The following is an 11,455-nucleotide window of genomic DNA, read 5'->3' on the forward strand; positions in this document are numbered from 1 at the left end:
TACACAATTAATTGATCAACGGGTTGGCTTAAAAAAGGCTGTATAATCCCCAGTTATTGCTGTTGCTGAATAGACCCGTGTAGATTTAGCAAGGGTTTTTAGGATCAACAGACAGCTAAAAAGCCTAAAAAGCACAAAAAGACCCATCATTTCATACTGCGAAATTATACCATAATCGCTGGAAGTATTGCAACCTCGTAAACAAATGAGAAGTATTCTCAATAAATTCTGAAAAAATCATAAATATTGCGAAATGTAAATTTAAATATTCTCAATTATTAAAGCTTGTTTGATATAAAAAACTTATCAAAGGTAATTCAGTCACCGAATCTGCTGGGATGAGTCCAGAAAAGTTTTAATTTTTGCGGGCCTAAGCTAAGACGCATTTTAACCGTCTATCCTGAGATTAGCTGAATCTGACCCCCTTGCCCCCCGACCACTAGGGTCGTTTCATTCTCTCAAATCCTTATCTGGCAACGTTTTTAGTCGATTTCTCGGAAATATATATCTGAAAATTTTTAAAAACGCCGTGCTTTGCTTGCCTCATAAGCGATTAAAGGTAGCAAAAAAAAGAATTAGATTCGGAGAATGAAACAGCCCTAGGGGTGTGGGGTGTGGGGAAGTGGGGAAGTGGGGTGTGGGGAAGTGGGGAAGTGGGGTGTGGGGTGTGGGGTGTGGGGAGCTTTTTCAGTAAAAAGGCAGCTCCGAGCTTATGAGAGAAAATAGTGACCGGCAGATTTCTAGTCGATAATTAGGGAGATTTTCCCCGTCACCGAACCAGTTTCTAGCAATTGATGGGCGCTGATAGCTGCCGCTAAAGGGAAGGTTTGGGAGAGATGAATGGTTAACTTTTTCTCGTCAATTAAACGCGCCCCTTGTCTGAGAATTTCTGTGTGATATTTTTGCGCTTCTGGCAGTCCCATCAAAGCCGGGGTTAACATTAATTCTAAACTAATCCGCAAATTGCGATCGCGGGCTTCTTTCCAGCTGCCCGTAGGTTCCAAAATCGTCACCAGATCGCCGTACACTCGCACCGCTCGGCAGGTTTGCCCAAAAGTTTCCCCTCCCACCGTATCAAAAGCGATATCTACCCCTTTCCCTGCGGTTTCTTGAAGTATCGCCGCGACAAAATCGGTTTGTTTGTATAAAATCGGGTAATCTGCCCCTAATTGCCGCACTAAACGCTCTTTATCGCTATTTCCCACCGTCGTATAAACTTTAGCCCCCTTCAATTTCGCCAATTGAATCGCGACATGACCAACACCCCCGGCCCCGCCATGGATAAGGACGCTTTGTCCCGACTGGAGACGGGCGCGATCGTAGAGTGCTTCCCAAGCGGTGATTAAAACCAAAGGTACAGCGGCCGCCTCGGCAAAAGAAAGAGATTTCGGCTTGTGGGCTAGATAATCCGCCTCGATTAGGGCATATTCAGCATAATTTCCCGTGCCGGCCCTGCCCAGTCCGCCGCTACAAAAGTACACTTCATCCCCGGGGCGAAAATCCTGCACCGCCGCCCCAACGGCCTCGACAATTCCCGCCCCATCACAGCCCAAAATGGCTGGCATTTGCTCGGGGTAAAAAGTGCCGCGTTTACGAATTTTTGTATCAATAGGGTTGACACCAGCCGCTTTTAATGCCACTAAAACCTGATGCGGTTGACTAATTTTCGGGGTGGCGACTTGCTGAAGCTGCAGCACATCCACGGCAGTCATGAGGATAGCTTTCATTCTATCTATTCGGGATTAACCCACATTAACGTCTGGCCAAATTCTACCGGTTCACCGTTAGCGACGGCGATTTCGACGATTTGCCCGGCCACTTCCGCTTCGATTTCGTTCATCAACTTCATCGCTTCGATGATACAGACCGTTTGCCCCACCCGAACTCGATCGTTTTTTTCCACGAAGGACGGTTCATCGGGAGCGGGAGCGCGATAAAAAGTGCCAACCATGGGAGAGGTAATCGCCAACCATTTTTTATCAATAGCGGCGGCCACGGGTTCGGCAGTGGGGGTTTCTGGGGCCGGGGTAGGACTGGCGGCCACCACTGGAGGGGCGACTGGGGCCGTCACCACCGGCAAGGGAGCGGGGAGAGGACTAAGGGCAGCATTAACGGTTCCTTTACGGATATTTAGCTCTAAATCCGTACTTTTCAGGCTAAATTCACTGATATCCGTTGCTGCCAGTGTTTTGATCAGTTCTCGAATTTCGTTGTAATCAATAGTCACCGCTCTGAAATCCCCCCGCAAATAAAAAGCAACAAATCCAAATTCACACCCACTAAACCGTCGATTTTTCCCATCTAGCGGCTAAGTTTTGGGAAACAGGCTCAGAAACACTGGCTTTAGTCCTAAACCCGTCCCTAATGCCCCATTTCTGGGCTTCTGATCACAATTATTCCCGTCCCAGATAGGAACCATCCCTGGTGTCCACTTTAATCCTTTCACCGATGGAAATAAACAGGGGAACCATCACCTGCGCTCCCGTTTCTACGATCGCCGGTTTGGTGCCACCAGTGGCCGTATCTCCCTTGACTCCTGGGTCCGTATCGGTGATTTCCAAGATTACCGAGGTGGGCAATTCCACATCTAACACTTGCTCATTCCAAAAGAGAATATTGACTTCCATTCCTTCTTTCAGATACTTGGCTCGATCGCCCATCTGTGCCGGGGTGAGAGTTGCTTCCTCAAAAGTCTCCATGTCCATGAAGACAAACTGATCGCCTTCTTTGTAGGTGTGCTGCATGGTCCGCTTTTCGATCGTGGCTGAGGGTAAGGTTTCCCCCGCCCGGAACGTCCGTTCTACCACGTTGCCGGTCTGAACATTTTTTAACTTGGTTCGCACGAAGGCCGATCCCTTACCCGGTTTGACGTGCAGGAATTCCACCACCCGCCAGACAGAGCCATCTATCTCAATGGTCGTGCCACTCCGAAAGTCGTTACTCGAAATCATGAAATGCTGTTTAGGCCAAGAAAGATCAACATTCCATTTTACATACTCGCCGTACCGAAAAAAACTTTTTTGCGGGAATTTGTCCCCATCGAAGCGAGGTGGACTAATACTAAATCCGTTGAGTGTAGGCTATATATCAGGACAGGCAATAGGCACTCTTGCAATAGGCAATAGGGGCAATAGATAATCCGGTTTTAATAACCGGATTTAGGATAGCCTAGGGGCAGCAGCTAAAAGTAAGTTAGAATTAATTGACTGACTGACATCTGAGAAGCGATAGCAACCATGACGGGTGTGGACTTACAGCAATTATTACTAGAAAAATGGGGTCGTTCCTACGATATCCAGCTGCGACGCATCAAAGATAAGGTTCATGTCCAGGTAATGTGGAAATATCTCGAACAAGCTTCTTTTCCCCTCTCCGAGTCTGAATATCTGGAACATCTCAATGCGATCGCTAATTATCTCCACGAATGGGGGGGTTTTAGTCAATTCCAAGCTTTTATCCGCGAAACTCGCGAGCGTCCCCGTCTCGGTAAAGCGGTTAGTCTGGCCTTAGATTTAGGTGAAAGGGCCTCGGAATGGCTGATCAGTGATCAGTGATCAATTTGAGATCAGGCAAGAGGCACTCTTGCAAGAGGCAACACCCCTCCTGGCCCCCCCCGATGTCGGGGGGGTTGGGGGGGCGGGGGAGATTCAGCTAATCTAAGGAGAGGCGGCTACAATGGGTCTTAGCTCACCAAATCCCTTTCTAAGGGTACCGATTAACTGCCAATCCAACCTGAAAAACCCTGTTATGTACTGTTTCTCCCCACTCCCCCACTTCCCACTCCCCCATCCCCTTCTCTAGACACAAAAAAGGCGTTAAGCTTAACCTCAACGCTTGCCTTTAATCTAATGACAGTGACTAGCTCTTGCGACGAACGAAAGCACCAGCACCGGCAACGGCTAAGACACCGAGGATAGCAGAAGGTTCGGGAATGGATTTTTGTCTGAAATCGTTGGTGATACTGTTAAGTGATCCGTCAACACTAGAGACAAAGAAAGTGTCTCTGACGTAAAGTTTCAGGATATTCGGATCAACTGGAACCGTTAGGCCAGGAGAGCCAATGCCACCAATATCAGAGCTTTTGGCCTCCGAGGTTCCGACCAAACTCGTCCCGCCGAAAGCATCTGACCAAACCGTCTTGTTCAGAGAGACACCGGAGTCAGTCTGGCCAGTTGTGGTATAGCCAGCGCTGAATGCTTCGAACATCTTCGTCAAAAGTTCGTTGACGTTGGGAGTGTCGGGGTCATCAACGATCTCGATCGTGTAATCTATGACATAAGGGCCAGCTAGACTGGTCAGAGGGGTAGCTGGGGTGAAGGTCACGGTGTGCAAATCGCCCAAGGGCAGCACGGTTTCCGTAATGGTCAGAAAATTGGCCGGGTCATTTATACCAATGCCAGTTGAGGAGATGTGTGTAAACAACTTGTCCCCTTTTCGGCAAGGATTGGTCTTGAAATTGTTGAAACTTTGTGGTAAACACACCGCCTGCGCCTGCACGGGGGCAGCACCAGCAAAGCCGAAAGCGGCAACGCTGCCAGCGATAGCAAGAGCGCCAGTGGTTAGTTGTCTAGATATGTTGGTGATCATTTTAAGTTGTTTGTCAATTTATTAATTAGGGCAGTAATGCGGATACCTCCGTAGTCTAGAATAGTTATGACCTGGGAGCATCTGCCCCTTGGCATAAGTAGAAATGCTTAATGAGATCAATAAAAAAGTTAAAAAAGGCAACCATTTAGATAAGCACAGCGATGACGAAGGACTTGCGGTACATTACCAGATTCCCAACTTGCACCAGTCAAGTTAATGAAATGAAAAGAAAGTGAGATGCTCCCCAGTAGGGTGCGTTAGCGTAACTCACCAAAAACCTTTCTTTGTGGTGCGTTACGGCAATATTCAGAGCTTGATTTTTGCCCTAAAAACAAGGGATTGCCTAACGCACCCTACCCAACTTTAAATGCGTCTTAGCTTATCAGTGACCAGTGGGATTGTTAAGTGAACAGTATACTGCATTTAAATTGCGTATTGGATATTTTAATACAAATGCTCGAACTCGCCACTCCCCCACTTCCCCATCCCCTTCTCTAGACACAAAAAAATGCGTTAAGCTTAACCTTAACGCTTGTCTTTGCTCTAATGGCAGTGACTAGCTCTTGCGACGAAGGAAAAAGCCAACACCGGCAACAGCGAAGATACCGAGGATAGCAGAAGGTTCGGAAATGCTTTGTCTTGCTTGTTGTGTGAAGACGTTGGTGATATTATTCAGTGATCCTGAAGGACTGGATACACCGAAAGTGTCTCTGACGAAAATTTTCGTGGTACCTGTCGGAACTGTAACTACGTTACCAACAGAGCTAGTGGCGCTACTAGCCGACGAAGTTCCGAGCAACACCGCCCCAGCGATACCATCTGACCAAACCTCCTTTTGCAGAGAGATACCGAAGTTAGTATTGCCAGTCGCGGTATAGCCAGCGCTGAACGTTGAGAACATCTGCGTCAAAGCTTCATTTTCGGGAGTGAGAGGGTCATTAACTATCTCGACCGAGTAGCTTATGGTATGAGAACCCATCATGGTATTTAGAGGATCAGCTGGGGTGAAGGTGAAACTGTGTATTGGCATCATCGTGCTGTGCGTAATGCCCAGAAAATTGCCTATGTCACTAATCGTACTGCCACTTGAGTTGATGTATGTAAACAACTTGTCCGTCCTCCGGCAAGGAGTGGTCATGAAAGTGGTGAAACTTTGCGATGTACACAACGCCTGCGCCTGGACGGGGGCAGTACCAGCAAAGCCGAAGGCGGCAACGGTGCCAGCGATAGCAAGAGCGCCAGTGGTTAGTTGTCTAGAGATGTTTGTGATCATTTTGATTTGTAGTTGGTAATAGGGCAAAAAACGGATATCGTTCAATAACAAACTTGCAAAAGATGGGCTGTAAAATATCACTATTGCACTTTGACAAATAGTAATACGGTATAGATTAGAAGCAGAAAGCAATCGCAATAATGTTATCTACTGCGACTATCATACAGCCCGTATCTAAAGACTTGTGTGATTTCATTTAGTCAAGGAAGTGTTTATGGTCACAGGTAAGCTGCAACGCAGATCATCATTGAACCTCGACATGATATTATGTCAAGACTAAACGTTTTTCTAGTTAAGAAATCTACCCAAATAAAAATGATTTTAATTGCCTGATATTTTTTCTGTGAAATTGAATTAGCAACGATAAGTAGGTGGGTGGAATTAAATATAAAATGAACGTAGGTTGGGTTGAAGCATGAAACCCAACGCCCGCATGGGTTACGCTACCGCTAACCCATCCTACAAATAATTGTGCCTACCTACTTAGATAGACATTTCAGTTATAGAACTATTTTGTTAGTACACAGCCGAAAAGGAAGCTGTGATTGGGTGACAATTTTTGCAGATGCCTATCGGGGTTTGCGGCAAAAAGTTTTTCCTGGGGGCAGGCCTCGGCCGTCGGGTTTTAGCCATTTTCAGGAGGGGAAAAAGCCTAAAAGTCTGATCCAACAAGGTTTTTAGATTTATTCAGTCAGTCCTAGATAAGCTGTTCCTAATTCAAATTGCTTGTTGAGACGAGGCAAGAGGCGCTCTTGCAAAAGGCAACTCTGAATGGGAGGGGAGGTCGGTGACGACCTTCTTCGACCCCTAATCCTCTGGAAATGCGTTGCAAGGGAGACCCTTGCAACGAGGTAAATAAAAACAATTATGACTATAGATAATAGTCTATTCTAGTTCCCGACAATCGGCCGGCAAAGAACTAAGATCAAGATTAAGGAACCCCCTACCGTTAAAGCTGATGAAATTACCCCGTCTTGCCACTTTAATCATTGGTCTGAGCTTTATTTTCGGATTAATGTTGTGGTTAGTCAACTCTATCTATCGTCTTTACATCCAGATCGCCTTTACCGCTCCTATCTTAGCTAATATTCTGCTTTTGCTCATTATCGGACTGCTGGGTTTGCTAATATACGTTCTTTTGTACTACTTTTATCTGCTGCCCCAGCAGCAAAAAAGTCGCCGCGGATTGCGTTCTTCCTCCCGTCCACCCCTAAAATTACCAGTAGAAAAAACCGAGGCCGCCGGGGAAACCTTAAAAGCTATCCGGCAACAAGTGGAGCAAATTCAAGATAAAGTAACCCAACAGGTTTTTATTAAGCGTTCCCAAGAAATTGAGCGAAGTTTAGTCAGAAAAGAAGTTAAAATCATTGTTTTCGGCACGGGATCGGCGGGAAAAACCTCCCTAATTAACGCCCTCATCGGTCAAATGGTGGGCAATGTGGAGGCAACCATGGGAACCACGGAAAAAGGGGAAACCTATAGTTTAAAAATGAAAGGTGTGAATCGGGAAATTCAAATTACCGATACCCCCGGCATTCTCGAAATTGGTGCGGCCGGAGGTCAAAGGGAACAGTTAGCGCGACAATTAGCCACGGAAGCAGATTTACTTTTATTTGTCATCGATAACGATATTCGACAATCGGAATACGGCCCTTTATTGCGTTTAATTGATATTGGTAAACGTTCTCTCTTAGTCTTTAATAAAATCGATCTCTATAGCGACGAAGATCGAGAAATGATTTTAAAACAATTACGAGAACGGCTAAAAGGAGTGATCCTTTCCGCCGATATTATTGCCGTTACCGCTAATCCCCAACCAGTACAGTTAACCGGTGGACAAATCATCACACCAGAACCGGATATTTTAGCTTTAATTAAACGTTTAGCTTCAGTTTTACGGGCCGAAGGGGAGGATTTAGTGGCGGATAATATCCTCTTACAATCCCAAAGATTGGGGGAAGAAGCTAGGAAAATTATTGATCGCCAACGTCGTCGCCAAGCTGATAAAATTATCGATCGCTATCAGTGGATCGGTGCGGGAGTGATTGCGGTGACTCCCTTACCAGTGTTCGATCTGTTAGCAACGGCGGCGGTTAATGCTCAAATGGTCAGAGAAATTGGTCAAGTTTATGGCTGTGAAATTAACAGCGATCGAGGCAAGGAATTGGCTCTATCTTTAGGCAAAACTCTAGTTAGTTTGGGAGTAGTGAAAGGAGCAGTAGAATTATTAGCCAGAATCCTACAATTAAATTTTACTACCTATATAGTCGGTAAGGCAATTCAAGGGGTCAGTGCCGCCTATTTAACCCGCATTGCTGGCAAAAGTTTTATTGAATATTTCCGTCAGGATCAAGACTGGGGTGACGGTGGTATGACGGAAGTGGTACAAAGACAATTTCAACTCAGTCGCAAGGAAGAATTTATTAAGTCTTTTGTGGCCGATGCGATCGGTAAAGTGGTACAACCTTTTCAGGATGATTGGCAGCAAGAAGAAGTTTTAGAAGCTACTCGCGAGGATGATTGGTAAAGATCGAACCTTGAAGCGATAGGCAAAATTGTATAGTAATTGTTACAATCGTTTTGGGGTTCCACAAGGGCAAAAAAAGATGCGACAGCAAGTTATCGACTGGTTAAAAGAAAACGTCAACGAACACCGTCTGCGCCATATTCTCGGTGTGGAGACCATGTGTATTGATTTAGCTCGTCATCACGATCTCGATACCGTCCAAGCAGGGCAAGCCGGGTTAATGCACGATCTGGCTAAATTTTTCAAGCCCAAAAAACTGCTAAAAATGGCGGAATCGGCGGGAATAGACGTGGATAATATCTGTGCATCCCATCCCCACTTACTCCACGCCGACGTGAGCGCAATTGTCGCCAAAAAAGAATTTAACGTTACCGACGAGGAAATTCTCGAAGCAATTCGCAATCATACCCTCGGTAAACCCAATATGAGCGATCTTAGCTGTATAGTCTTTATTGCCGATGCCTTGGAACCCAATCGCGGCGATACACCCGAATTAAACGCCCTACGACAACTCAGCTATCAAAATCTCCATAAAAGCGTTCAACAAACCTGCGATTATTCCCTAAAATATCTTTTAAGTAGCCATTGTCCCATTCATCCCCGCACCGTGCTAACGCGCAACTGGGCGTTACAAATTGTTAAAGAACAACCAACAGAAACTAAAACCATTGATTAACATAATCTCAAGACTCGCTTACAACCACCTCAGCCAAAGGATAACCACAACCTGAATGACCAATCCCACTGGAATTATTACCCCCATCGCCGAAAATCTCAAGACCGAAAATTTTCTAGAGACAATTGTTACCGCTGCCGAGGACAAGAAAGCAGGGGACATCGCCATCCTGAAAGTCGCCGATATCTGTTATTTAACCGATTATTTTCTGATTATTACCGGCTATTCTACCACCCAAGTGCGAGCGATCGAGGATGCGATCGAAGCTGCTATGGAACTAGAATGGCAACAATCCCCCCGACAAGTGGAAGGAAAAAGCGAAGGTAGCTGGATCCTGATGGATTATGGCGCTATCATTGTCCATATCTTTTTACCAAAAGAGCGAGAATTTTATAATTTAGAAGCATTTTGGGGTCATGCTCAACGGATTCCTCTACCTAGCGACCATTTAGAGGAGTAGAATCCATGAAATCCTCCCTTGATTTCTGTCCCGTCCCGGAAGAACAGCAACCGGTTAACGAGTACGAACAATTAAAAGAATCTTGGTTTTTCCGTTGGGCGACGCTAGATGTAGCCTCTTATACAAAAAAAATTGTCTGGTTATGGTTGTGGACATGGTTAATTGTCGGACCGATTGCCGCCGCTAGTTTTCCCCTCAAAAAGGCCCCTTTTCTCTTCTTCTGCGCGGGGATTTTTGGCTCGACAATTTTGGTAGGATTGGTGTTATTGCGCTTGTATTTAGGCTGGATCTACGTCTATGATCGCTTGCAATCGGAGAAAGTATTTTATGAAGAGTCGGGCTGGTACGATGGCCAAATCTGGACAAAAACCGCCGCCATTTTAACCCGCGATCGTTTAATCGTCTCCTATCAAATCCAGCCCATTCTCCAGCGTTTACAAAAAACCGCCCTGATTTTAGGGGCAATTGTCGCTATCAGTGGTCTTTTCTGGCTATTTTTCACTCACTAACCGCAACCAATCACCAATCTGAATGAATAGGGTAAAACGTTCACCAACCCACCGATTAGAAATTCATCTCCTCCGGGAAGGTATTATTGAATCGGTTCATCATGTCGAGGCCGCTATTTGCGATGACCGCGGCCGGGTATTATCCACCGCCGGCAGCGCCGAAACTAGCGCCTTTATTCGTTCGGCCCTGAAACCTTTTCAAGCACTGGCTGTCATCAGTACCGGCACCCTCGAACGCTACGATCTCAACGATAAGGATCTAGCCATTATCTGTAGTTCTCACCAAGGCACGGTGGAACACGCCCGTCAAGTCTTTAATATTCTCTGGCGCGCCGATATCGATCCCAATGCCCTGCAATGTCCCCTCCCCGAAGGCAAACCCAGTCGCTTGCAGTACAATTGTTCTGGCAAACACGCTGGGATGTTAGCAGTGTGTCAACAGCGTGGCTGGCCGTTAAATACCTATCTGCGGCGTTCTAGTCAGATACAAAAGCTAATTTTAAGCAAAATTGCCGAATTATTGGGAATGCCGGGGGATGAATTAATCAGCGCCCACGATGACTGCGGTGCGCCCACCTATTCAATGCAGTTGGGGCAAATGGCCCATCTCTACGCCCAGTTAGCCTCTGGCAACCGTTTAGACTTAGAAAGAATCGTCCGGGCGATGACCTATCATCCCCGCATGGTAGCAGGAGAAGGGGCTTTTGATACGGAATTAATGCAGGTTAGCCAAGGGGAAATCGTCAGTAAAGCCGGGGCCGAAGGGATTCAATGTATTGGGCGCGTCGGTGAAGGTTTAGGATTAGCAATTAAAGCTTTAGATGGTTCCAAACGGGCTAAATATGCCGCCGCTTTGCAAATTCTCAAACAGTTAGGCTGGATTACTCCCAATGTGGCCGAATCTCTCTCGGAAAAATTCCTTAAAATCGGCAGTTATACCCGCTTGGAAGTGGTGGGAGAAATGGCTTTGTTATAAATAGTAGGTTGACCAAGGGTAACACATCAAAAACTTTTCTTTTTGGTGTGTTAGGGCAGTATTTATCTCTTGATTTTTTTCCTCAAAAACTGAACTTCGGAGTACAATACCTATGACTAAATTAATTCAAGAAACTTTCGAGCAAATTGCACTGCTTTCTGAAGAACAACAAGATAGCCTAGCAACCTATCTAAAAAAACACCTAGCTGAATTTTTAGAAGAAGCGGAAAAAGAACGACGAATTGCAGAAGGGACTTATACCATAAGTGATTTTAACCAAAAAACTTAACAAGCTATTCAGAATATGGCTCTTCTAGGTTCTGTGTGATAAGTTTAATTGACATAGGATCGGTCGATCTTTGTGTCCTTTGTGTCTTTGTGGTTCGTTCCACCCCCTCGCTCTTGAGAAATGTATCTTAGAATACATTTTACCCACCAAAGCTGGGA

At 45.8% G+C, this 11,455-nt stretch carries 12 protein-coding genes; 7 read left to right on the top strand and 5 right to left on the bottom strand.

The annotated features are described in order from the left end of the window. Positions 1 to 740 precede the first annotated feature (740 nt). The 3 genes from ACE1AQ_RS17515 to efp form a co-directional block, all read right to left on the bottom strand. Positions 741 to 1,727 (bottom strand): zinc-dependent alcohol dehydrogenase family protein, encoded by a 987-nt coding sequence (locus ACE1AQ_RS17515; protein WP_008197152.1) that lies wholly within the window; start codon positions 1,725 to 1,727, stop codon positions 741 to 743. A 5-nt stretch (positions 1,728 to 1,732) separates the two neighbouring features. Beyond that, complete coding sequence (gene accB / locus ACE1AQ_RS17520) at positions 1,733 to 2,227, bottom strand: acetyl-CoA carboxylase biotin carboxyl carrier protein (RefSeq protein ID WP_008197151.1); 495 nt, start codon at positions 2,225 to 2,227, stop codon at positions 1,733 to 1,735. Positions 2,228 to 2,393: 166 nt separating this feature from the next. Next, positions 2,394 to 2,951 (bottom strand): elongation factor P, encoded by a 558-nt coding sequence (efp, locus tag ACE1AQ_RS17525; protein ID WP_008197149.1) that lies wholly within the window; start codon positions 2,949 to 2,951, stop codon positions 2,394 to 2,396. A gap of 285 nt (positions 2,952 to 3,236) precedes the next feature. Between efp and ACE1AQ_RS17530 the strand changes: the two genes are divergently transcribed. Next, positions 3,237 to 3,554 carry a DUF3067 family protein gene (locus ACE1AQ_RS17530; protein WP_002756874.1) on the top strand — a complete coding sequence of 106 codons (318 nt, stop codon included), beginning with the start codon at positions 3,237 to 3,239 and terminating at the stop codon, positions 3,552 to 3,554. A gap of 304 nt (positions 3,555 to 3,858) precedes the next feature. On the opposite strand, the gene ACE1AQ_RS17535 is transcribed toward ACE1AQ_RS17530, so the two are convergent. Next, on the bottom strand, positions 3,859 to 4,587 hold the full coding sequence (locus ACE1AQ_RS17535; RefSeq protein WP_110544159.1) for a PEP-CTERM sorting domain-containing protein: 729 nt from the start codon (positions 4,585 to 4,587) through the stop codon (positions 3,859 to 3,861). A 556-nt stretch (positions 4,588 to 5,143) separates the two neighbouring features. Then, positions 5,144 to 5,905, bottom strand: coding sequence for a PEP-CTERM sorting domain-containing protein (locus ACE1AQ_RS17540; RefSeq protein ID WP_253257692.1), 762 nt, complete (start codon positions 5,903 to 5,905; stop codon positions 5,144 to 5,146). A gap of 913 nt (positions 5,906 to 6,818) precedes the next feature. Here ACE1AQ_RS17540 and ACE1AQ_RS17545 point away from each other — a divergent pair. From ACE1AQ_RS17545 to ACE1AQ_RS17570, 6 genes are all read left to right on the top strand, one after another. After that, entirely contained in the window at positions 6,819 to 8,387 is a 1,569-nt protein-coding gene (locus ACE1AQ_RS17545; RefSeq protein ID WP_008197138.1) for a YcjF family protein, read from the top strand. 79 nt (positions 8,388 to 8,466) lie between these two features. After that, complete coding sequence (gene yqeK / locus ACE1AQ_RS17550) at positions 8,467 to 9,063, top strand: bis(5'-nucleosyl)-tetraphosphatase (symmetrical) YqeK (protein WP_008197136.1); 597 nt, start codon at positions 8,467 to 8,469, stop codon at positions 9,061 to 9,063. A 55-nt stretch (positions 9,064 to 9,118) separates the two neighbouring features. Then, the gene (rsfS, locus tag ACE1AQ_RS17555; protein WP_008197135.1) at positions 9,119 to 9,523 is read left to right on the top strand and encodes a ribosome silencing factor; all 405 of its coding nucleotides are present in this window, start codon (positions 9,119 to 9,121) and stop codon (positions 9,521 to 9,523) included. Positions 9,524 to 9,528: 5 nt separating this feature from the next. Continuing rightward, complete coding sequence (locus tag ACE1AQ_RS17560) at positions 9,529 to 10,032, top strand: CGLD27 family protein (RefSeq protein ID WP_002763155.1); 504 nt, start codon at positions 9,529 to 9,531, stop codon at positions 10,030 to 10,032. Between the two features lie 22 nt (positions 10,033 to 10,054). Next, positions 10,055 to 11,008: an asparaginase gene (locus ACE1AQ_RS17565; RefSeq protein ID WP_008197132.1), complete on the top strand. Its 954-nt coding sequence runs from the start codon at positions 10,055 to 10,057 to the stop codon at positions 11,006 to 11,008. Between the two features lie 112 nt (positions 11,009 to 11,120). Then, complete coding sequence (locus ACE1AQ_RS17570) at positions 11,121 to 11,297, top strand: hypothetical protein (protein WP_008197130.1); 177 nt, start codon at positions 11,121 to 11,123, stop codon at positions 11,295 to 11,297. Positions 11,298 to 11,455 lie beyond the last annotated feature (158 nt).

This window comes from Microcystis sp. BLCC-F209 (assembly GCF_041928595.1).
Taxonomy (GTDB): Bacteria; Cyanobacteriota; Cyanobacteriia; order Cyanobacteriales; family Microcystaceae; genus Microcystis.

Excerpts from the sequence above, each read along its gene's own strand:
- ACE1AQ_RS17545 (WP_008197138.1), top strand. The coding sequence starts at position 6,819 with ATGAAATTACCCCGTCTTGCCACTTTAATCATTGGTCTGAGCTTTATT.
- efp (WP_008197149.1), bottom strand. The coding sequence starts at position 2,951 with ATGATTTCGAGTAACGACTTTCGGAGTGGCACGACCATTGAGATAGAT.
- ACE1AQ_RS17530 (WP_002756874.1), top strand. The coding sequence starts at position 3,237 with ATGACGGGTGTGGACTTACAGCAATTATTACTAGAAAAATGGGGTCGT.
- rsfS (WP_008197135.1), top strand. The coding sequence starts at position 9,119 with ATGACCAATCCCACTGGAATTATTACCCCCATCGCCGAAAATCTCAAG.
- yqeK (WP_008197136.1), top strand. The coding sequence starts at position 8,467 with ATGCGACAGCAAGTTATCGACTGGTTAAAAGAAAACGTCAACGAACAC.
- ACE1AQ_RS17560 (WP_002763155.1), top strand. The coding sequence starts at position 9,529 with ATGAAATCCTCCCTTGATTTCTGTCCCGTCCCGGAAGAACAGCAACCG.
- ACE1AQ_RS17565 (WP_008197132.1), top strand. The coding sequence starts at position 10,055 with ATGAATAGGGTAAAACGTTCACCAACCCACCGATTAGAAATTCATCTC.
- ACE1AQ_RS17535 (WP_110544159.1), bottom strand. The coding sequence starts at position 4,587 with ATGATCACCAACATATCTAGACAACTAACCACTGGCGCTCTTGCTATC.
- ACE1AQ_RS17570 (WP_008197130.1), top strand. The coding sequence starts at position 11,121 with ATGACTAAATTAATTCAAGAAACTTTCGAGCAAATTGCACTGCTTTCT.
- ACE1AQ_RS17515 (WP_008197152.1), bottom strand. The coding sequence starts at position 1,727 with ATGAAAGCTATCCTCATGACTGCCGTGGATGTGCTGCAGCTTCAGCAA.